Source organism: Pseudovibrio sp. Ad13 (genome assembly GCF_001623225.1).
In the GTDB taxonomy this organism is placed as follows: Bacteria; Pseudomonadota; Alphaproteobacteria; order Rhizobiales; family Stappiaceae; genus Pseudovibrio.
The window spans coordinates 1-21,484 of record NZ_LMCC01000013.1; the positions used below are offsets into that span (position 1 = coordinate 1).

Below are 21,484 nucleotides of genomic sequence, written 5' to 3' on the forward strand. Positions count from 1 at the left end.
CTCGAACTCATCGATTCTCCCCGCTGCCAGCGATCCCAAATCTCGGCTCGTTGTGCGGCAGAATAGTAAATACGGCGGCGATACGTCATGTCGAACACTCCATCTTTATTCAAAGATTAAAGTGTTGCGATCACCAGTTGAAACCACCGCCCTCGTTAGCTCTTGTCGTAGAAATCTGTGCCTACGCATTTCATAATCAGAGTTGCAAACGGAAGCTGTTTCTGCACGCTCAGGCATTTGAGCCATTTAACCCGAGTTAGGGTTCATATGTTTTTCGAGAATAACTAGGCTGAGTTCGACAACTTCATATAACTGCCCTTCTGGAGTGCCGTAGTTTATCATCTCATAAATACCCTCGACCAGAGTGATGTAGAAGACAGCAAGGCTTTCGGCCTTGTCTGGATTAACCAGGTCGTGGCGAAGCTCTTGAAATTTGTCGTGCACTTGCCGCTGCCAATCCACCTGCATTTCATTTATGGCGCTCTGAATTTCTTCAGTCGTTGGCCCTAGGTCAAATATGGAATGTTTAAAATTGGCCTGTGACTTTGCAAATTGATCTAGACACATTTCAACAAATTCAATAAGAAATGCTTCCATCGCTGACCTAAGGTTGGAATGCAACGCCATGGTAGCTCTTAACTGTCGGCCAAATTTGAAGTAATACCAACGGAAAGCTTCAACAACTGGCTGTTCTTCAACCACTATATGAAGAGTTACTATGTCGACGGACACACCTAACTCCTCTGCAACATCTTGCATGGTCGCGTGCACAAGGCCTTCTCTTAAAAAGACCCGAACGACGGTGTCGTATAATTTCTCCTGATCAAATGGAGTTTCGGGGGGGTATCATTAATTTCCTGATCCATAGTGTGACTACAGAAACTTCAAGTGTTTTCACTATTGCATTTGAGCGAAAGGGTGAGCAGAGAGTAAAGAAAGCTAATGAGCGTGAGCTGACTTGAAATAACAGTTCAACCCATGATGGAACCGCCCGAATGGCGGCTTCTGGCCCTCACGCGCCCGTCCAAAACACTGCCTTATCTCGACAACAACACGACCGAGCGGGCAATGAGACCTGTGGCTCTTGGGCGGAAAAATTATCTCTTCATGGGATCAGAAGGTGGTGGTAAAGCTGCTGCAATCGCCTATACCTTCATCGAAGCAGCTAAGCTCAACAATGTCGCCCCCTCAAGCCTGGCTCGCTCGGGTTCTTACCCAAGTCTCTGATCACAAGATCACCCACATCAAGGCCCTCATGCCGTGGTGTTACGCTGCAAAGTCAGCGTAACAGGGCCCGTTGCTGGTTGGTAAGTCGCCTTCGCCAAACGCTTACCTTACACCCCCAATGTTGGGATTTTAAATCAAACGAAGATGAAGTCCTCGGCGCCAATAAGTGAGAGATCCGTATTTTGTAAAATGATCTCACTATCTCCAAAGGCGACAATGACGTCGGCATCTCTATTGGTCAAAGACAGCTCTGCAAAGGAAAGGGCACCAAATTCAGAGCCGAGCTGAATAAAGTCAATTGTGTCCTGAAAGTCAGCAATGGTGTCAGTGTCACCTATACTCGTGAAACTAAAGGTATCACGTCCCGCACCACCTTCTAAAAGGTCATCTCCTTGAGCTCCATCAAGGAAATCATCGCCGGAGAAGCCCTGAAGTACATTCTCCAAGGAGTTTCCAACCACAGTATCACTGCCAGCGCCACCGGAAGCGTTTTCTATCTCAACACCATTGGCGATGGTATACCCTCCGCGCACACCTTCTGCATAGGAGAGTACACCACCACCTGTGCTGCTGTAATCAAGAGTAGCGGCTACAAGCGAGATATTGACGCTGCTGAAGCCCGTATACGCGATTGTATCGATGCCGCCGGTGTCCCAGATGCACGAATAAAATGTGCCGGAACCGTTAAGTTCTGGTAGGAGATATGTATTGTTATCTATATTCGCGTCTTTTGCTCCGTATTTCTCCTGCAGAAGCGCCAAGTCGAACGCCATAGGGCCCACCGTCGCGCCATAATCACTCGGCCATTCCGGATAAAGCTCTGCATGGCCGACATTATAGCTCATCATGGTATAGATACCTTGATTGAGATTGAAGTCACCGTAATCGCCGCGTGAGCTAGAAACCCCGTTCATCACACTGGAACCGCCCCCAGTATCATGAGGGTGCGACATACCCAATCCATGACCAACTTCATGTTGAAACACAAAGTACTCAAGTGAGCCTGGATCTAGGTTTGCTAAATTCATATTAGAGGTATTGAAAACGGCTACACCTGGATTTGCTTCACTCGGAGGATTCATATAGGCATAAGTACTGCCGCCAAAGGCAGATGTTACAAATTTAAACTCTGCATTATTTGAGCTGCTTGCTACCGAAAAAGTGAGATTTGTCCCTTGCGATAAGTCGTTTAACGACGCCATCGCACCATCGATCTGCGCCTGCGTCCAGCCATCTGAACTTTGGCCATCAAAAACTTCACCAGCTTGCGCAAAGTAGACAGAAATATTTGTTGTATCTACAGCTGAACCACCCCAATCGAGCGCATCCAGCGGTGATGGAGGCAAGGTCTCCTCCACACTGACAGTATAACTTCCGGTCTGCCCATCTGAGTAGGCAGCGGCGCTGATGTAAAATCTGCCTGACGTGGATGCCAGGAAGTCTAAAGATGAATTTAAACCAGACCCGCCGTCATCGTCAAACGCAACTAGGTTTCCGGAGGCATCGTATATTCTTAAATAAGTATCTGTAACCGGCGCAGCTCCGCTCCCATTAAGGTTGACCGTATAATTTGATCCCGCACTAAGGTCGATCGCCACCCAGTCGCGGTCCCCATTGGTTTCAAGTGTACCTGAAAAGCTATCCCCTGCGGCAATGAGGTATTGCGTCGACGGCCCTGCGTCAGCATCTTCTCCCTCATTCAAGACTAGAGTATTTGCTAAAAAATCCGCCACCTCGACCTGTGTTGTAACCTGATCGGCAGCTTGCGCGCTGAGGGCCGCTTTTTGCTCCGTGATACTTGAGTTGTAGGATATGCTTTCTGCAGTTACATGTAGTTGATTCATCATGCATAATTTACACATTTTCTACATCCTTTAATATAAAAGCAATCATGTAAGTATAAAATTAAATATGATTCTTGCAATATTTAATTACATAAATAGTATTCATTAATATATTTAATCATTACTTATATTAGGTAAGGGTGTTCTTAGTATATTTTACATGTATGAGTCATTCGGTGTAAATCTTTGCAAATTTCAGTATTGATTTTCTTAAGTACTTCCAGTGCTTTGGTTTTCCCTGGATTGGCCTCCTTGTTCTGGATGCTGTTTCACGCGACTGATTGCAGGGGAAGGTTTCAACCTCCCGTGTGCCTGCAGGTGTTTTGGATAAGGTACTCTTGAAGCGCTTCAGTGGTGTAGCGCACAGTACGTCCGATTTTGCAGAACGCAGGTCCCGTTCCCTTGCAACGCCATATGTTTAGGGTTTGCGGGGAAATTCTCAGGCGGGCTGCGGCTTCTGCTGTGGTGAGAAGTTCGATCGGGTTCATGCGGCTACCCCTTTCAGTTCGAAGTTTGCGCAGCTCTCTTCCATCATCTCCGCCCAGTCCAGAGCGGCCATTTCAGGGCTTTGGGGCTTGATGGTGGAAGTGAGCGGCAAGGTTGGGCCTGACATGCTTCTGCGAGAGAGTTGGTTGAGGGTGGTCGTTATCGCTGCACGGCGGATCTCCTCCAGCTTGGCAGTTTCAACCATGCTCAGCTTGTCCGGGCGCGGAATGAGCTCACTAAGCGCCTTTGCCAGCTCACACAGGCCGCCGGTTGGACGGTGCAGCAATGTTTGTGCCTGATCGCATTCTGCTTCCGTGTAGGCCAGATGCGCCAGGATAACCTGCAGGCCGGTTGTCATCATCAAGGGGCGGAGCGCGCGCGGTGTGAACCGCGCTGCCATTGTGTTGAACTGCGCCTGCGAAAGGCATGCATCCGTCAGATTGGGCAGGGCAGCCACGCGGCCCAACACAATGCCCAGAGTGCGCCAGGTGATCCTGGAGGAGGCCGGGGGTGTCAGGTTGATGTAGTTGCCCTCTGGCAACGGAATGAAGTTCATCGGCTCTGTCATGCTTAAGCATTCTCCGCGACAGGGCCTGCCATACCGAGGGCGTCGAGGTAGAGATCGAGGATCGCTTCTTCTTCCTCGCGCTCATGAGGTTTGCGTTTGCGAAGGGATACGATTTTGCACATGACTTTCACGTCAAAGCCGTTGCCCTTGGCTTCTGCGTAAACGTCCTTGATGTCATCTGCGAGGATGGCCTTTTATTCTTCGAGGCGCTCAATGCACTCTACAAAGGCTCTGAGTTGCCCGACTGCGCCGCCGCCTGCATCTGCCATTTGGGTGTCCCGTGATTTGGGTTGAAAGGGTTCTAAGATTGATTGCTTCTCGCTGAACGAGCAGCATGTTCCATCCTTGAGATGGTGAGGATGGTTGGCTTCAGTTCAGCTGGCGCTTTGTCATAGCCACGGCCGAAACGGCCATTTAGAAAGTAGGTAAATGATCTGACCTGCAGTGGGGATGTAATTGCGCTTCTTGGCCTAGGGCTACAAAGGCACGCAATTGAGCTAATATATTAGATTAAATTTCGCCGGCAAAGTAAATTGAAGTATCGAAACGCGTGCCGTAATTGATCTTTTAGATATGTGATGCGTGCATATTGAATATAAATATTCATCTATATCCAGGGTGATCTCACGTAGAGAATTTAGTTTTCTATATTGGTCAGATATTCGTTTGAGGTAATTATATTATATAATGCAATGGTTTAAATAGATCACAATTGAGTGCGTCAAAATGTATTACTAGATTTCCTTTGAAAATAACTAGACTTAAGTCGCGATTAATTTTTCAGGGATAGAGAGGTTGAGAATAAATTGAACTAATTCAATGGAAAATAATCATGTCACTGCGCCTAAGGATATTCGCCGCTGCGAATGCCGTGTTTTTGCTTGGCTTTATTGCACTTATCACAGTTGTTTCCGTCCTTATGTCCAATTCCTCAGAAGAGGCCGGTCAGGAATTACTTATTGAGAATGCCCAGGTTCAAGCGGATCTGGCCAATCAAACAATTAACGAAGCACAAATCATCACGGCAAGTTTTGCAGATCAACTCGAACAAACATTGCGCCATGCCGATCTAACTCGTGAGCAGATCGCCCAGATCGCCCGAGACTTCTTTGCCAACAATCCGTCCATTGATGGCCTGACCACCTCCTTCGAGCCAAATATGATTGGCGAAGATGCTAGTCACGCTGGTCAGGATTATTCCGGAAAAACCGGCCGTTTCTCACCTTACTTCTCTCGCAAGGATGGCAAGGTTGGGTGGCGTATTGCAGGTGCGGACGAAGCTGATGCTGATAGCTGGTATGGTCTTCCCCTCAGGCTTGGGCATGACGTTGTCACACCGCCGTACAGTTTTGAATCACAAGGGGACACCGTAATGGCTGTCTCCATGTCGTCACCTGTCTTCAATAGCAATGGTAATGCAATTGGTGTTATCACTGGCGACGTGTTCCTCAACGGCTTGATCGCAAGTCTGGAAGCTTCCAGAAAATTCAAAAGTGGGTTTGTCGGCCTCGTTAGCAACGATAGCAAATGGGTTGCTCACTCCAATTCGGAGTTGAAAGGCGAAGAAATCCCAGCTGAGATAGCTCAACTCCTCACTGAGGCAGGTACGCAGCCAACTGTTGTTGAGCTTGGTGATAAGGAAATAGCGACCTATCCGCTGACACTGCGTGGTACAGAGCAGGTCTGGTCCGCAATTGTGTCCGTGGATAAGTCTGAACTGCTCGCAGCTGCCAACGCAACACGAAACAACGCTATCATTACGGCGCTTATCTGTCTTGCCTTTGGTGTCGTCGTTCTCTGGTTTGTTGGCTCCTCCATTGCAAGACCTGTTGTCGGTATCACTGCACGGATGAACTCTCTGACAAAGGGCAATGTAGATGATCCTGTCGCCTTCACTGACCGTAAAGACGAGATCGGACAGATGGCGAAGGCTTTGGAAGTCTTTGTTAGCAATGCAGTTGAGCGCATGAATCTGCAAAGTGAATCCGAACAGGAGCAAGAAGCCCGTGCACTTCGCCAAAAGCATATTGATGAGCTTATTACTGACTTTGATGAGACCATTCAGGAAAGTCTGACGACAGTCGCGGATAACTCAACTGAAATGGAAGTCTCTGCCAAGGCACTGACTGGCATCGCTGAGCATGCCACTGAGCAATCAACAACGGCTGCCGCCTCTTCTGAGGAAGCGTCTACCAATGTACAAACAGTCGCGTCGGCAGCAGAAGAGCTGGCCGCATCCATTGATGAGATCAGTCGCCAGGTCGGTCAGACTCAGAAAGTCGTCGCAGATGCTACATCTACGGCCCAGGTCACAAATGATAAAGTCTCCAGTCTGGATAGTGCTGCGCAGCGTATTGGCGAAGTGGTCACACTCATCCAAGCGATCGCAGAGCAAACCAACTTGTTGGCTCTGAATGCGACCATTGAGGCAGCTCGTGCCGGCGAAGCTGGCAAGGGCTTTGCTGTTGTTGCAGCTGAAGTGAAAGAGTTGGCCAATCAGACCTCAAAGGCGACCGAAGAAATCTCCAGCCAGATTGTAGGCATTCAGAATTCGTCTCAGGAAGCCGTTGGCGCGATCAACGCGATCACGAAAACCATGTCTGACGTCAATGATATCACAGCAACTATCGCAGCTGCTGTTGAGCAGCAGGGGGCAGCAACCACTGAGATTAGTGAGAACGTGCAGCAAGCAGCTGTAGGCACTCAAAATGTTGCTGAAAGCATGGCGGGTGTATCATCTGCCGCATCAGAAACCAGCGCAACTGCAAGTCAGGTTCTGTCATCCTCTCAGATCTTGAATAAGCAAGCAGACCTGTTGCGGGACAACATTGCAAGCTTCTTGCGCAATGTAAAAAGCGCCTGATAACAATCAAATGCTAATATTTAGATGGCTCATTCCGGTTTCGAGTGAGCCATTTTTTATGTCGTAGTTATCGGTGAATTCTGAGAGTGAAGAAGCTCAGGATGCTTAAATATGTCAAAAGGCACACCACTGAGTAATACCATGTTGCCGAGACAGAAGATGCCAGTTCCAGAAGAGCAAGGCATCCCAGTGTCAGAACCGAAGAGAGCAACGCATCCATGGTAAATGCGCCTGCTGCAAACACGTAGTGGTTCTGCTTCAAACCAACTGATGAGTTGGATGCAATCGAAGCACCGATGAGGTCTGCTTTCAGGAAATACAATATTGCATTGCCAAGCAGAAAGATGGAGACCTGATAAAACATGAAACGCAACACGCATTGTTTACAGTGATTTGATGAGTTGCGAGGCAGGATCTACGTTTTTATTAAAATACGCTATGTGTCATGAGGTAGCGGAAGCAGGCCGTAAATATCTGTATTTTTACTGTTATCTGCTAAATTCAACATATATGAGTTATGCAACAACCAAGAAATTGTTGAATGAGTTGATGTGAGGTTTGCCTCACACATGCTATGCACTATTGAAAAGCCTTGAGTATTGGCATACACGCTGCAAAGCCAAACAAATAAATCGTAAAATAGAATTCACGGAATTAAGGATCATTCATGCGCGACGGTGGACGAATTGCGGCTGCAATTGAAGTGCTGACAGAGATTAATGAGCGCCGCCGTCCTGTGCAGGAAGCCCTGAAGGACTGGGGCAACAAGCATAGGTTTGCAGGATCCGGTGATCGGGTTGCTATCGGCAATCTGGTTTTTGATGCGCTGCGCCACAAACTCTCCCATGCACAGGCGATGGGATCTGACAGTGCGCGCGCGCTTGTTTTGGCAACCTACATCTGGGGCTGGGGCAATCAGGTAGAAAAGCTGGAGCAGGTGATGGAAGAAGACCGTCACGCACCAGAACCGCTATCAGACGCTGAACGTGACGCATTGATTGAAAACAAGCAAGTCGGCGATAACGACCAGATCTCAGCAAATGTTCCAGAATGGCTCTGGTCGCACTTTCAGGATAACTTTGGTGACGAGACGCTGGCAGTTGGGCGTTCTCTTTCTGAACGTGCGCCGATTGATATGCGCGTGAACACGGTCAAAAGCTCGCAGGAAAAAGTCCTCAAGCGTTTGTCTCACCTTCATCCAGAAGTAAGTGGATTGTCTCCTGTAGGCGTTCGTCTTGAACCTGTAATTGGGCCGCGCAAATCACCTCACGTTCAAGCTGAAGAAAGCTTTCGCAAAGGCTGGTTTGAATTGCAGGATGAGGCCTCTCAGATCGCGTCTATCCTGTCAGGTGCTCAACCGGGTGAACAGGTTCTGGATCTATGCGCAGGTGGGGGCGGTAAAAGCCTCGCTTTGGCTGCGCAGATGCAGAACAAAGGACAGATCTACGCTTATGATGCCCATAAGACGCGTCTAGCGCCACTTTATGACCGTATGGCCCGCGCAGGGGTGCGAAATATCCAGACGATTGACCCGCAAACCGGCTCTCTTGATATCTGCGAAGGCAAGATGGATCGCGTGTTCGTGGATGCGCCTTGTTCAGGTACTGGCGTATGGCGTCGTCGTCCAGATACCAAGTGGCGTGTAACAGAAAACGCTCTGATTGGACGTGTTGAAGATCAAGCTCAGGTTCTGGAAACTGCGACACGCTTTGTGCGTTCAGGTGGCAAGCTGATTTATGCAACTTGCTCTTTGGTGCCAGCGGAAAATCAGCTGCAAGTCAAAGCGTTCCTTGAAAAGCACGCTGACTTCAAGCTTGTTGATCTTGCGCCGGTTTGGGAAGAGCATTTTGGTGCAATAGCATCCCGTCGTCCACTGTTTAAGGATGGCGGTATGATCACTCTGACGCCTTATCATACCGGTACTGATGGCTTCTTCATCGCGATGATGGAACGTATTTGATATCAGCACCTTGGCTTTAATATAAAAGCATGTCGCATATGAAATGCGACATGCTTCGAAACGGCAAACAAACCATGTGATTAGCTGGAGGCTTTCTCTTCATGCTCATCAGGTACCTCAGATTTACCCTTGACGACATCTTCCGCTAGCTCTTCAGAAGCGGCATCTTCACTCTGTGCCTCAAATACGCTTTCACCGGGCTCTTCCAAAGCTCTGGCTTCTATGCTTTTGCTGTGCTCTGAAGGCTCAGGTGTAACTTTTTCCTCGCGAACAGGCCGCTCATAACCTTGCTCAGCAAGATATTCGACCTCTTTGATCGCAGCTTCAGTTGCCTCCAAGAACTGACTGTTTCTGGATGAAGAGGTCAAGACATCGCGAGCGGCATCAGTAGCACCAGCTGCAGCAAGAGCTGCGCCAAGTGCGTTGCTGACTTGCTTATTGCCTGGTGCAAGCCGCCATGCGGCAGCCGCGTGATAAACTCCGGCATAAACAAGACCAAGTTTGCGCTTGCCAATGCTCAGATGAACGAGCGCAGCCGCGTTCTCAGGTTCACACGCATGAGCCAGCTCAAAGCTCTCTACTGCACTGGAGGTGTTTTCTTCCAGCAAGTACGCGTGCCCCATTGCGACAAGCACTTCAACATTGCGAGGCTGCAGGTCATGAGCCTTGTCCAGATGCGCCAGTGCTTCCTCACTCTTTTTGCGAATGATGAGCAGCTTTGCGAGGCCAACTAGAGCAGGAACATATTGTGAGTCAACTCTGAGCGCAGCCCGATAGTTCAGGGTTGCCGCTTCCGCCTTGGTCTCCGCACTCAAAGCATCGCCAAGAAGTGAAAGAGCAGGGGCACTGTTTGGGATCAGTTGAACAAGGCGTCGGGCATACGGTTCTGCTTCTGCATGCCCATGCATCTTGATCAAAATGGTTGCGAGCCCATAAAGCGCATTCCGGTTCTCCGGCTCAGCTTCCACCACCGCATCAAAGGCTTCTTTAGCTTGTTCCAGATACCCCAGCAAAAGCAGTGCATTGCCCATGTTGGAGCGTGCAGCCAAGTGTTCTGGCTTCATGAACAACACTTTACGCAAATGGGCGACAGATTCCCGCAAATCTCCATTGCGCAACATAATCGTTGCCATCTTGAAAAGAAGTTCGACATCATCAGGGTAGCGTCCAACAAGATCCTGATAGACTGGGATCACTTCATCAAAGCGCTCGTCCTGTTCCAGGTAGGCAATAGCATCAAGTGCAGCATTGATTTTTTCTTGCCGGGCGTTAGTGTCCGGTGTACCGCGCAGTGTCTCTGTCATCTTTTACGGACCCCCTCGTTGGGCAGTGCCGCCCGTAGATCCATTCGGATGGATCTGCTGACAGGCAATTCTGCGAATCAAATTCGTATCTATGCACGATGAATCCTAAGCGGTTGGCAAATCAGCGTCAAAGGTGGAACGGGTTGATCCTGAAGGAAGGCGTGGATAGATGATATTGAACGCATCAAAACCACATTCAGGGGCTAGTGCCTGGGAAAAATCACCAATATTCAAGACAGCTTAACCATTTTCCGTTTTCTTATCGGTCAATGGAATGAAGCAAAGCATCCGACGCAGGGCAAAGGGTTATGGCGGAGAAATACCGTGCGAAAATAACGACACAGGCAAGTTTGTTTGAAGACGAACATAACGTCGAGTTGTTGAACTATTTGCCTCTGCGCATCATCGCGACTGGCCGCTTTATTGAGCGCCGGCTTTCCGAACATTTACAGAAGCAATATGGTTTATCGCTTCCCTCGTGGCTCGTGTTGAGTGCACTGGAGCGGATGGGTGCTGTGTCTGTACGGGAGTTGGGGCCAGTTATTGGATTGGATACGGTGGCTGTATCGCGTGCTGTAAAGCGCCTGTCAGAAGCAAATCTCATCAAAAAACATGAGCACCCTCGAGACCGTCGCCTTGTCCGTTTGAACTTGGCAGAAGATGGACGCGTTGTTTTGCGAGCTCTTGAGGCCCAACTCGAACAGCTTGAGAAGAATCTACTGCCGCAGTTAGATGTGCAGGAGCGCATCAGATTGGGGCAAATGATGAGCCGTATCGAAGAACACGAGCAGTCGATATTGTAGCTGACTGGACCTTCGGGCAAAGCACACAGAAAAACATCATCTGCCCTTAACGGAACCGCGATTTTTCCGCGTAAAAGACCTTTCCAAATCAATGCGCACAGAGTAGAAGCTGCGCATGACAGACCGCATCCTCATTATTGATTTTGGTTCTCAGGTCACTCAGCTGATCGCGCGCCGTGTGCGCGAGTCTGGTGTGTACTCCGAGATCGTTCCGTTCCAGTCTGCAGAAGCTGCTTTTAAGGAGATGAATCCAAAGGCGGTGATCCTGTCAGGTGGTCCGGCATCCACGACTGAAATGGGGAGCCCACGCGCACCCCAGATCGTATTTGAGGCTGGTATTCCTGTCCTCGGAATTTGTTATGGTCAGATGACCCTTTGTGTCCAGAATGGCGGCAAAGCGGAAGGCTCTGATCATCGCGAGTTTGGCCGCGCCTTCCTTGAAATTAAAGGGAAAAGCCCACTATTTGATGGGGTTTGGGACGAAATTGGCTCCAAACATCAGGTTTGGATGAGCCATGGTGACCGTGTTGTCGAGCTGCCCGAAGGTTTTGAGGCAATTGCAACCTCTGAAGGTGCACCATTTGCTGCTTATGCAAATGAAGCCAAAAAGCAATACGGTGTTATGTTCCACCCAGAAGTGGTTCACACTCCCGATGGTGCGAAGCTCATCGAGAACTTTACGCATAAGATTGCAGGTTGTTCAGGCGACTGGACAATGGCTGAATACCGCCAGCAGGCGGTAGAGAGTATTCGTCAGCAAGTTGGCGACAAAAAAGTCATCTGCGGCCTGTCCGGTGGTGTTGACAGTTCTGTTGCTGCAGTGCTGATCCATGAAGCAATCGGCGACCAGCTCACTTGTATCTATGTTGATCACGGTTTGATGCGCATGGGTGAAACGGAGCAGGTTCTATCCATGTTCCGAGATCACTACAACATCCCGCTGGTACATGTGGATGCTGCTGATCTGTTCATTGGTCAGCTGGAAGGCGAGAGTGATCCGGAAGTCAAACGCAAGACCATCGGCAGGCTCTTCATTGAAGTGTTCGAAGACGAAGCGAAAAAGCTTGGCGGCGCGGACTTCCTCGCACAGGGCACGTTGTATCCTGATGTGATTGAGAGTGTTTCCTTCACGGGCGGTCCATCCGTGACCATCAAGTCACACCACAACGTGGGCGGCTTGCCAGAGCGCATGAACATGCAGCTGGTTGAGCCACTTCGTGAACTGTTCAAAGACGAAGTTCGTGACCTTGGTCGTGAGCTTGGTTTGCCAGACAGCTTCATTGGACGCCATCCATTCCCTGGTCCGGGTCTTGCGATCCGCTGTCCGGGTGGTATCACCCGTGAGAAACTGGATATCCTGCGTCAGGCAGATGCCATCTATCTGGATGAAATCCGCAAAGCTGGTCTCTACGACGCCATCTGGCAGGCATTCGCTGTTCTGCTGCCAGTTCAAACCGTTGGCGTTATGGGCGATGGTCGTACCTACGAGTTCGTCTGTGCCTTGCGCGCAGTGACCTCGGTTGATGGCATGACAGCAGATTTCTATCACTATGACATGGAATTCCTTGGGCGGGCTGCAACCCGCATCATCAACGAAGTCCGCGGTATCAACCGCGTCGTCTATGATGTGACCTCAAAGCCTCCGGGAACCATTGAGTGGGAATAAACTCATCAGAAACCGGGGAGGGCAACTTTCCCGGTTTTTTCTTGTCAAGAGACCAATGCGGCTTCTAATTTTGCATGGATTTCTAATTTTATAAGTTCGTTCATACTGTTTGATGTTTTGGAATTTGGGGGCAGTCGTCAATGGATCTACCTGATGCGGAGTTATATCTAACTGAACAGCATAGAGAACTCTTGCTTTGCCAGCGAACCGATTTGATTGGCAAGGATGAAGACGCAGTCCTTCGTCTATACCGAAAACACATCGCCAAAGCTGTTCGAATGTTGAAGGATCACGTCCCGGATCTTGCTGCGAAAGGGCGATTCCTGGATATCGGCTGCGGCCTCGGATTTGGCCTGCTCGTTTTAAAGGAGCTTTATGGGGCGGATCATTGTTTCGTCGGCTTAGACAAAGATGGCAAAGACACAGAAATCAAATATGGTTTTAAGCTTCATGCAGAAATATACAACGACCTGACGCGCACAGCCGAGAATTTGCAGCTCAATGGGATTGCACCTGAAAACGTCAGTCTTATCAATTTGGATCATAACGCGTTTCCTGATGGTACTTTTGATGTCGTTGTGTCTTTTCTCGCTTATGGTTGGCATTTTCCAATTTCAACGTATTTTGAAACATTGAAGCAAGTTACCAGAAAACAGAGCATCATCTACCTCGACCTACGCCGTAAGACAGACGGACTCTCAATGATGGCTTCAGAGTTTGATCTTGTCTGGGCAAGAGAAAATAAGAAGGGTGTCAGTACAATTTGGCGAGCGCGTTAGAGGTAGTCTGAGCGTCAAGGCTACCCAAACAACTTCGCGCAGCTGATGCAATAAAGAGCGGCTGGGTCTACGCGCAGTCGGGCTTCGGGAATGTCGTCTCCGCATTCAAGGCAGAAGCCGTACTCCTCCTCTTTGATCCGCTGCAGGGCGCTATCGATCCGCTGAAGTTCTCTGGCGCGTTGGCGGTCGTTGGCTTGAGCCATCGCTTGCCGTTGCATAGCGTCCATGCGGGAGAGGCGGCCAACGGACTGTTGGTCAAGCGTAACCGTTGCACGGTCTCCCTCAGAGATAGCAGTGAGCTCTGTCAGTTCCGCCTTTCGTGCAAGAAGTAACGTCTCTGCATCATTGAGAGCCAGTGTCATCAGATCATCTCCCGCCCAAACCGTCAGGTAGTTAGTATGAGCGCGAATTGAGAAACTGTGCAAGCAAAACAAAACGCCCAACATAGTGGACGTTTAAGGGAGTGGACTAGATTTTCATCAGGCTGGAAACGGTTTCTTTTTCGCCCACAAACTCTACACCCAGTGTATCCGCTGTCCTCCAGCGGACTTCGGTTTGCACGCGCTGGCGCAGATGAACCAGATAGAGTGTAAACTCATCGGGAATATCGATCGTTGTTTCCATCTTCAAGCGGGCACCAAAATCGGACAAATCTCGAATAACACAGTCGAAAACCATCGACTGGCTCGCGAAAACAATGCGCCCTTCCTTAAGCGTACGCCGACGGCGAACGCGGCGACGTTCACTAGTTTCTGTTGCACTGTCACTTTCGGACATAGAACTTTCCAGGCACTGTTTCTGTTTGTGAAACCTTAGATCTTGCGTAAATATAGGAGTCAAACAGTCAAGTTATGATATATGCAGATAAACAACTCACCCTGATTTAGCGAGAAAAGCAGCATGAGCTCAAGGGTTCTGCGAAAAAGAATTGGGTAAATGTAGAAAACACCTTACGCAGGGACGATCAGGCTTATTGATATTTCACTGCGTATGGTCACAGTGCACAAGCCTATCTAAGGGCTTTAACGTAAAATACAAATCTAAAGGGTCACTCGATGACGCTGTTATTAGTTGGGCTTTTCATCTTTCTGGGAATTCACTTCGTCCCATCTTTTCCTGGGTTCCGTGACTCAGTCGTTCAGCGCATTGGACTAAATCCATATCGGGCGATCTACTCACTGATCGTGCTGACAGGCCTTTTCTCCATGATCTACGGCTTCGTTCTGGCGCGTGAGGAAGATCTGTTTCCGCTGTACGTAACGCCATTCTGGTTACGTCATCTGGCTATGACATTGCTCTTACCAGTCTTCATTCTGGTTTTTGCGAAATTTATTCGCGGTAACATCGCCAAGCGGACCAAAGACCCCGTTATTCTGGCGGTAAAGATCTGGGCAATCTCCCATTTACTGGTCAATGGTGAGCCATATTCCGTTGCTTTGTTCGGTGGCTTTCTTGTCTGGGCGATCTGGGCGCGGATCTCCTTGAAGAAATTCAATCGCAAAAACACTGCAGTCGAAGAGTTCCCACACGCTCTGCGCAATGACATCATCAGCGTTGTGTTGGGCATGCTCCTCTACGGTTTGTTTGTCTGGAAACTACATGCGCTGCTGATCGGTATGCCGATCCTGACTTAAGCAAACTCTCAAATCGCGAGTGTTTCAGCAAAACCGGGTGCGTGACTGATCAGTTGCGCACCCGGTTTTGCTTTAGGCCGAGTATTTTGGCTGATCCAAAGATTGTTTTGCAATTAAGCACTCTGTGAAATACCTTTGCCCTCAATTGATCTTGGGGGAGAACAATTTATGACATTATTGATTTCAGGCCTCACCGCATTCATCGCGGTGCATTTGATCCCGTCGTTCTCAGGGCTTCGAGACATGTTGGTTCAACGTCTGTCGTTCAACGGCTATCGTGGGCTGTATACGCTCATCTCATTAGGTGGTCTGGTCGCAATCGTCTACGGCTTTAGTGCTGCTTGGAATGGTGATTATGCGCCATGGTATATCGCACCAAGCTGGGGCAGTCACGTCACCATGCTGTTGATGCTGCCTGTTTTTCCACTCTTCTTTGCCTCTCAATTGAAAGGTAATATCACACGCGTCACCAAGCACCCGTTGATCAACGCAACAAAGCTTTGGGCTGTGGCTCACCTGTTTGCGAACGGGGAACCTTACTCTGTGCTATTGTTTGGCTCATTTTTGATCTGGGCAATTCTTGTAAGAATTACCATTGCTCGCCGCGAGCGTATCAATCCACCAAGCCGAGACTACCCAAACGCAACGCGAAACGATGTGATTTCCGTAGGCCTCGGTTTGATTTTCTACGGCCTGTTCGTGTGGAAACTACATGCAATTTTGATTGGGGTGCCGATCATCGCTTGACCTTTTGCATGGGGTAAGGTTTCAAGACAGACATCAAAGTGGTCCCTCTCGGCAATTACACTTGTAAATGTTGGTAGGGAAAACTCTTTCATTGCCCTAATAAAGCCACTAATCGGTTGAAAGAGGTAGAGAAAGAGGTTTGCCTGCGGCGCTCTTAGTTTTAATGTGACGCCGCCCATTGGGATACCACGAACCTAAGAATCGTTGCTGCAGGAACATTTGAAATTATGTCCGACATTTTTCGTGAAGTCGATGAAGAAGTAAGAAGCGACCAGTTTTCAAAGCTTTGGAAGCGCTTTGCTCCGGTTGTATATCTGACAGCAGGTCTTATCGTTGTAGGTACCGCAGGTTTTCGCGGCTATGAGTACTGGCAGAACAAACAGTCTCAGGCAGCAGGCACTGAATTTTTGGAAGCTATCAAACTTTCAGACGCAGGCAACTATACAGAAGCGCAGGCAGCTTTCGTTTCTATGGAAGGCAGCATTGGCGGCTATCCTATGATGGCCAAGATGCGCATCGGAACCGAGCTGGCGCTGGACGGTAAACCTGACGAAGCCATCAAGGCTTTTGAAGCGGTCGCTGCTGACAGCTCGACACCAATCATCTACAAGGGCCTTGCCAACATCCGTGCGGCTTACTTGCTGCTGGATAACGGCGACCTTGCCGCGGTGAAAAAACACACAGAAGTACTGGCTGTTGCTGGTAACACATGGCGCTTTTCTGCTTTGGAAATTCTGGGCGCAGCAGAATACAAGGCAGGTGATCTGGACGCGGCACGTACGCGCTTCAGCGAAATTGTGAATGATGCAGCCGCTCCGTCAGATGTTTCCGGACGTGCACAAATTTATCTTGAACTAATTACCTCTGCATTGGGCAAAGACGAAAAGGGGACTGAATAAGTGAGCGAGACCAAAAGAAAGTCTTGGAAGGCTTTGATTGGAACCGGCGCGCTTGCGCTGACGCTGGCTGGTTGTTCTTCTCTTTCCAGTCTGAATCCATTCGGCGGCGATGATGAGTTTCTCGAAGGAGACCGTCAGCCACTGTATCAAGGCGCGTTAAAGCCATCTGCTGCAGGTGGAGATGCTAAGATCGGTGCAGCGACAGGTGGCTCAACCTGGCCAACTGCTGCTGGACCTAAGAGCAATGATCCAGGCAACATCGCAGTCAATGTCGGCGGTGGCGTTGCATGGTCTTCGAGCATCGGTAAGGTCCGCTCTCCGGGCTTCTTTGGTATGGGGTCAAGCAATCCACGTACCGCAGCACGCCCGGTCTCTGATGGCCAGCGCATCTACGTCTATAAGTCTGATGGCAACCTTGTTGCTCTGACAACAGGCGGTGCCAAAGTCTTTACAAAGAACCTGGGGCTGGAAGGCGAGAATGAAGTCGCCGCAGGTGGTGGTGTCGTGCTTGATGGAGACAAGATCTTCGTCGCAACCGCTTACCGCAATGTTTATGCTCTGGATAAAGGCGGCAACGTTCTTTGGACCAAGCAACTGGAAACACCAGTTCGCGGTGCTCCGGCGGCTTCCAATGGCAAAGTTGTTGTTGTAACACAAGACAATGAAGTGATCGGCCTCAACCAGTCAGATGGGGAACAGGCATGGTCCTTTGCTGGTATCGCAGAGCAGGCAGGCCTGCTGTCCTCTGCAAATCCGGCAATTTCTGGCAGCACTGTTGTTGTGCCGTTTTCCTCAGGCGAGGTTATGGCACTTGACATTAACAGCGGTGAACCTAAATGGATTGATACCGTTGCACGGTCTTTCCGTACACGCGCGCTCTCTGGCCTGACAGATGTTTCTGCAAGCCCGGTCATTGAAGGCAACAAGGTTATTGCAACCTCCGTTGCTGGCCGCACACTGGGCATTGCTCTGAAAGATGGCGAGCGTTTGTGGGAGGCTGATTTTGGGGCTGTACATACTCCGGTTGTTTCCGGCGGTACAGTATTCCTGATCGGCTTGGATGACATATTGCATGCAATCTCAAGCAAGACCGGCAATCTTATCTGGAGCGCCAAGTTGCCAGCTGGCGAAAGTGGCGCCAAGAATGTCAACTGGGCAGGTCCAATTCTGGCCAACGGCCAGCTGATCGCCATGTCCAGCAACGGTTATCTTGCATCTGTGAATGCAAAAACCGGTCAGGCATCCGCATCGCGGAAAGTGACCAGTGGCGTATTTGTATCACCAATTGTCGCTGGTGGACGTATGGTCGTCCTTACCAGTGACGGAGCGGTTGCAGCGCTCAACTAAACGTATCCTACGGAAAGTGGATACCGGTTTTCGAAACTGGGATACGTTCAAAAATAAAAGCTTAGAATAGGGCGCATAAGGCGAACTACTCTAAATGCTGCATACCAGACGAGGAGTATTCGCGTGACTGCGACAGTCGCCATTATTGGCAGACCTAATGTTGGCAAGTCGACGCTCTTCAATCGCCTTGTAGGCAAGCGCTTAGCGCTTGTTGATGATACCCCAGGTGTGACCCGTGACCGTCGGTCCGGTGATGCACGCTTGGGCGATCTGCGATTCAAGATCGTTGATACTGCCGGCCTGGAAGAAGCAGAGGCAGCAAGCCTCGAAGGGCGTATGCGCGCTCAAACAGAAGAAGCAATCCGGGATGCGGATGCATGCTTATTCCTAATTGATGCACGCGCTGGCTTGATGCCACTTGATGAGCACTTTGCGAACCTTCTTCGCCGGGCCGACACCCCTGTAATTCTTTGCGCCAACAAGGCGGAAGGCAAAGCAGGCGATGGCGGCCTTTATGATGCGTTCACGCTGGGTTTGGGTGACCCTGTTCCCCTCTCTGCGGAACATGGAGAAGGCCTGTCCGATCTTTATGATTTTCTGCGCCCGATTGTAGACGCTGCAGAAGAGATGGAAAGTTCTTCCGAATTAACCGAAGCGCGTACAGATGTTGATGTTGAGGACGAAGAAATTGACGAGCCAGTTGGCACCGTTGAGCGTCCTTTACGTATGGCAATTGTTGGTCGTCCAAACGCAGGCAAGTCTACCCTCATCAATCAGATGTTGGGTGAAGAGCGCCTTCTGACCGGACCTGAGGCTGGCATCACCCGCGACAGTATCTCTGTTGAGTGGGAATGGCAGGATCACCACGTAAAGGTGTTCGATACGGCAGGTATCCGCAAAAAGGCTCGTGTGCAGGAAAAGCTGGAAAAGCTCTCCGTTGCGGACGCCCTTCGCGCTATTAAATTCGCTGAAGTTGTTGTTGTAACGCTCGACGCCACCATCTCCTTTGAGAAGCAGGACCTGCAGATTATCGATCTGTGTGCCCGTGAAGGTCGCGCAATCGTTATTGCACTCAATAAGTGGGACTTAATTGAGGATCGTGAGGATGCTTGGGGCCATATCAAGGATTCACAAGCACGCTATCTGAATCAGCTACGTGGTGTTGAGATTGTCACCCTATCCGGTATCAACGGGCAGGGCCTCGATAAGCTCATGCAGGCTGTGTTCCGCGCCTATGAGATGTGGAATAAACGAGTTGGTACATCCGGCCTTAACCGTTGGCTGGAAGGCGTTCTGATCCACCATCCACCGCCAGCTGTGTCTGGACGTCGTGTTCGCTTGCGTTTCATGACACAGCCAAAAACACGCCCACCGCACTTCGTGGTGTTCAGCTCCAAGCCAGACAACCTGCCGGAGAGCTACACCCGTTATCTTGTGAATGGTATCCGCGAGCGTTTCGACATCAAAGGAACGCCCATTCGTCTGTCCTATAGAAAGGGCGACAATCCATACCACAAGAAGAGAAGGTGATTTCGCTTTCACTTAATTTCATAAAAGGGCAGCAGTCAGCTGTCCTTTTATTTTGCCAAATCCTAGAGAACCAGGAACTGTCAGGGTTCTGACCACTGCTGCGTACTTGAATTTTTCTCTAGAAGTATCAGTCAGTGCCGCTAATAAGTTGCAATTCTTCCTGATTCTGCTTTTAATCGCGCTCTCTTTCCGCATTCCCTACATTTAATAGGATTATCATGTCACAAGACCGTTTTACGTTCGCCAACGCTCTGGTTAAGCGCGCTGGTGCCTACGCGCACGAATATTTTACGCGTTTGGAAACCCTCAATATTGAGAGTAAAGGTCATCAGGACATGGTCTCTGAGGCCGATCGCGATACTGAAATTCTTGTCCGCAAAGCTATTGCCGAAGCATTTCCAGATGACAGCATCGTGGGAGAAGAGGGTGATCCCAAACCGGGTACTTCTGAGTATACTTGGATCATCGACCCGATAGACGGTACGGCGAACTTTGTCTCCGGCATTCCACAGTGGTGTGTGATCATTGCTTGCGTCAAAAATGGCGAGAAATACATTGGCGTCACTTATGATCCGTGTGCTGATGAACTGTTTGCAGCTGAAAAAGGCAAAGGGGCAACACTCAACGGTACGCCAATGAAAGTGTCCACGAGCGATTCATTGTCCAATGGGTCAATCGGTCTGGGCTTCAGTGCTCGCGGGCGCAATCAGGCTGTCAAAAGCGCAGTTGATGCACTGCTGGATGAAGGTGGGATCTTTTTCCGCAACGCGTCCGGTGGTCTTATGCTCGCATATGCCGCCTCTGGCCGTCTCATCGGCTATATCGAAGAGCACATGAACTCCTGGGACTGCATGGCAGGCCTGCTCCTTTTGGAAGAAGCTGGCGGGAAGTGTCAGGAAATTGACGTCGCCAACGCAGTCATGAACGGCTGTAAAGTTGTTGCTGCTTGCCCGGGTGTATTTGATCAGACCAAAGCGCTAACTGATAAGTGCTTTATCTAAAGTACCTTAGATAGCGCAATAAAAAAGCCCCGGCTCATCACCGGGGCTTTTCCGAATTTGTAGGCTTATGCCGTTTAGCTGGTCAGCTGCACGAAGTCCCGCAGTTCTTTACTAGGGAAATCGTAGAGGCGACCATTCTCCTGGCTTTCTGGCAAGCAGAAGCGCACGATGTCCTCAGAGATCTCGGAAGGATGCGGCAGTGTCATTGGGTCTTCGCCCGGCATTGCTTTTGCACGCATGCCAGTCCGCATCGGGCCTGGATTGATGAGCATGGACTTAACACTGGTCTTCTGCGTTTCGTTCACATACGTGCGTACAAGCGCCTCCAGAGCCGCTTTTGACATGGAGTATGGTCCCCAATAGGCACGACACTTGTGTGGTGCTCCTGAGGTCAGGAAGACCGTACGGCCCGCATCGGACTGACGTAGCAATGGATCAAGCGAACGAATAAGACGCCAGTTCGCAGTCACGTTGATTTTCATCACGTCATCGAACTTCTTCGGGTCCACATGACCCAATGGAGAAGTCGGGCCGAGAATACCGGCGTTACCGACAAGAATGTCGAGCTTTTTCCAGCGTTCAAAGATAGCAGCGCCCAAACGGTCAATCGCGTCGAAATCAGTCAGGTCAACTGGCACAAGCGTAGCTGAGTTACCGGCCTTCTGGATCTCGTCATCCAGTTCTTCCAGTCCGCCAACAGTCCGTGCGATCGCAACAATATGCGCACCTTCTTCAGCAAGCTTTTTTGCAGCAAAATAACCAATGCCACGGGAGGCTCCCGTGACAACAGCAACACGACCTTCAAGTCTTTTCGAACTCATTGAAC

General features: G+C 49.8%; 21 protein-coding genes and 1 pseudogene. 12 read left to right on the forward strand and 10 right to left on the reverse strand.

Going from position 1 to position 21,484, the window contains the following annotated elements:
* Window positions 1–246: 246 nt before the first annotated feature.
* Complete coding sequence (locus tag PsAD13_RS13855) at window positions 247–759, reverse strand: hypothetical protein (protein WP_063318524.1); 513 nt, start codon at window positions 757–759, stop codon at window positions 247–249.
* A 219-nt stretch (window positions 760–978) separates the two neighbouring features.
* On the opposite strand from PsAD13_RS13855, the gene PsAD13_RS13860 reads away from it, so the two are divergent.
* Window positions 979–1,227 carry a transposase gene (locus PsAD13_RS13860; protein ID WP_063318525.1) on the forward strand — a complete coding sequence of 83 codons (249 nt, stop codon included), beginning with the start codon at window positions 979–981 and terminating at the stop codon, window positions 1,225–1,227.
* Between the two features lie 134 nt (window positions 1,228–1,361).
* Here the strand turns inward: PsAD13_RS13860 and PsAD13_RS13865 are convergent, their stop codons facing one another.
* The 4 genes and pseudogenes from PsAD13_RS13865 to PsAD13_RS13880 all read right to left on the reverse strand — a co-directional run bounded on the left by PsAD13_RS13865 (window position 1,362) and on the right by PsAD13_RS13880 (window position 4,394).
* Complete coding sequence (locus tag PsAD13_RS13865) at window positions 1,362–3,089, reverse strand: M10 family metallopeptidase C-terminal domain-containing protein (RefSeq protein WP_084404724.1); 1,728 nt, start codon at window positions 3,087–3,089, stop codon at window positions 1,362–1,364.
* Between the two features lie 278 nt (window positions 3,090–3,367).
* Window positions 3,368–3,559: a helix-turn-helix domain-containing protein gene (locus PsAD13_RS28505; protein ID WP_063318527.1), complete on the reverse strand. Its 192-nt coding sequence runs from the start codon at window positions 3,557–3,559 to the stop codon at window positions 3,368–3,370.
* A complete protein-coding gene (locus PsAD13_RS13875; RefSeq protein ID WP_063318528.1) occupies window positions 3,556–4,125 on the reverse strand; it encodes a hypothetical protein in 570 nt (189 codons plus the stop codon). The genes PsAD13_RS28505 and PsAD13_RS13875 overlap by 4 nt, the downstream gene beginning before the upstream one ends.
* Window positions 4,126–4,127: 2 nt before the next feature.
* Window positions 4,128–4,394, reverse strand: a pseudogene (locus tag PsAD13_RS13880) (DUF2312 domain-containing protein).
* Between the two features lie 563 nt (window positions 4,395–4,957).
* Here PsAD13_RS13880 and PsAD13_RS13885 point away from each other — a divergent pair.
* The gene (locus PsAD13_RS13885; protein WP_063318529.1) at window positions 4,958–6,988 is read left to right on the forward strand and encodes a methyl-accepting chemotaxis protein; all 2,031 of its coding nucleotides are present in this window, start codon (window positions 4,958–4,960) and stop codon (window positions 6,986–6,988) included.
* 67 nt (window positions 6,989–7,055) lie between these two features.
* On the opposite strand, the gene PsAD13_RS13890 is transcribed toward PsAD13_RS13885, so the two are convergent.
* On the reverse strand, window positions 7,056–7,352 hold the full coding sequence (locus PsAD13_RS13890) for a hypothetical protein (protein ID WP_057460933.1): 297 nt from the start codon (window positions 7,350–7,352) through the stop codon (window positions 7,056–7,058).
* Window positions 7,353–7,655: 303 nt separating this feature from the next.
* On the opposite strand from PsAD13_RS13890, the gene PsAD13_RS13895 reads away from it, so the two are divergent.
* Window positions 7,656–8,948, forward strand: a complete 1,293-nt coding sequence (locus PsAD13_RS13895; protein WP_063318530.1) for an RsmB/NOP family class I SAM-dependent RNA methyltransferase — start codon at window positions 7,656–7,658, stop codon at window positions 8,946–8,948.
* A gap of 80 nt (window positions 8,949–9,028) precedes the next feature.
* Here the strand turns inward: PsAD13_RS13895 and PsAD13_RS13900 are convergent, their stop codons facing one another.
* The gene (locus PsAD13_RS13900; RefSeq protein WP_063318531.1) at window positions 9,029–10,252 is read right to left on the reverse strand and encodes a tetratricopeptide repeat protein; all 1,224 of its coding nucleotides are present in this window, start codon (window positions 10,250–10,252) and stop codon (window positions 9,029–9,031) included.
* Window positions 10,253–10,560: 308 nt separating this feature from the next.
* Here PsAD13_RS13900 and PsAD13_RS13905 point away from each other — a divergent pair, with 308 nt between their 5' ends.
* From PsAD13_RS13905 to PsAD13_RS13915, 3 genes are all read left to right on the forward strand, one after another.
* A complete protein-coding gene (locus tag PsAD13_RS13905) occupies window positions 10,561–11,055 on the forward strand; it encodes a MarR family transcriptional regulator (protein WP_057460936.1) in 495 nt (164 codons plus the stop codon).
* A gap of 115 nt (window positions 11,056–11,170) precedes the next feature.
* Window positions 11,171–12,721, forward strand: a complete 1,551-nt coding sequence (guaA, locus tag PsAD13_RS13910) for a glutamine-hydrolyzing GMP synthase (protein WP_063304753.1) — start codon at window positions 11,171–11,173, stop codon at window positions 12,719–12,721.
* 140 nt (window positions 12,722–12,861) lie between these two features.
* Window positions 12,862–13,500, forward strand: coding sequence for a class I SAM-dependent methyltransferase (locus PsAD13_RS13915; protein ID WP_063318532.1), 639 nt, complete (start codon window positions 12,862–12,864; stop codon window positions 13,498–13,500).
* 20 nt (window positions 13,501–13,520) lie between these two features.
* Here PsAD13_RS13915 and PsAD13_RS13920 read toward each other — a convergent pair whose 3' ends face one another.
* Together PsAD13_RS13920 and PsAD13_RS13925 are read right to left on the reverse strand one after the other, a co-directional pair.
* Window positions 13,521–13,862, reverse strand: a complete 342-nt coding sequence (locus PsAD13_RS13920) for a TraR/DksA family transcriptional regulator (protein ID WP_063296616.1) — start codon at window positions 13,860–13,862, stop codon at window positions 13,521–13,523.
* 106 nt (window positions 13,863–13,968) lie between these two features.
* Window positions 13,969–14,277 carry a PilZ domain-containing protein gene (locus tag PsAD13_RS13925; protein WP_057460940.1) on the reverse strand — a complete coding sequence of 103 codons (309 nt, stop codon included), beginning with the start codon at window positions 14,275–14,277 and terminating at the stop codon, window positions 13,969–13,971.
* 278 nt (window positions 14,278–14,555) lie between these two features.
* On the opposite strand from PsAD13_RS13925, the gene PsAD13_RS13930 reads away from it, so the two are divergent.
* The 6 genes from PsAD13_RS13930 (at window position 14,556) to PsAD13_RS13955 (ending at window position 20,658) form a co-directional block, all read left to right on the forward strand.
* The gene (locus tag PsAD13_RS13930; protein WP_063318533.1) at window positions 14,556–15,134 is read left to right on the forward strand and encodes an NnrU family protein; all 579 of its coding nucleotides are present in this window, start codon (window positions 14,556–14,558) and stop codon (window positions 15,132–15,134) included.
* Between the two features lie 168 nt (window positions 15,135–15,302).
* Window positions 15,303–15,881 (forward strand): NnrU family protein, encoded by a 579-nt coding sequence (locus tag PsAD13_RS13935; RefSeq protein WP_063318534.1) that lies wholly within the window; start codon window positions 15,303–15,305, stop codon window positions 15,879–15,881.
* Window positions 15,882–16,108: 227 nt separating this feature from the next.
* Entirely contained in the window at window positions 16,109–16,780 is a 672-nt protein-coding gene (locus PsAD13_RS13940; RefSeq protein ID WP_063318535.1) for a tetratricopeptide repeat protein, read from the forward strand.
* A complete protein-coding gene (locus PsAD13_RS13945) occupies window positions 16,781–18,127 on the forward strand; it encodes a PQQ-binding-like beta-propeller repeat protein (protein WP_063318536.1) in 1,347 nt (448 codons plus the stop codon).
* Between the two features lie 123 nt (window positions 18,128–18,250).
* Window positions 18,251–19,657: a ribosome biogenesis GTPase Der gene (gene der / locus PsAD13_RS13950; protein ID WP_063318537.1), complete on the forward strand. Its 1,407-nt coding sequence runs from the start codon at window positions 18,251–18,253 to the stop codon at window positions 19,655–19,657.
* A 218-nt stretch (window positions 19,658–19,875) separates the two neighbouring features.
* The gene (locus PsAD13_RS13955) at window positions 19,876–20,658 is read left to right on the forward strand and encodes an inositol monophosphatase family protein (protein ID WP_063318538.1); all 783 of its coding nucleotides are present in this window, start codon (window positions 19,876–19,878) and stop codon (window positions 20,656–20,658) included.
* Window positions 20,659–20,732: 74 nt separating this feature from the next.
* On the opposite strand, the gene PsAD13_RS13960 is transcribed toward PsAD13_RS13955, so the two are convergent.
* The gene (locus PsAD13_RS13960; RefSeq protein ID WP_063318539.1) at window positions 20,733–21,479 is read right to left on the reverse strand and encodes an SDR family NAD(P)-dependent oxidoreductase; all 747 of its coding nucleotides are present in this window, start codon (window positions 21,477–21,479) and stop codon (window positions 20,733–20,735) included.
* Window positions 21,480–21,484: the final 5 nt, after the last annotated feature.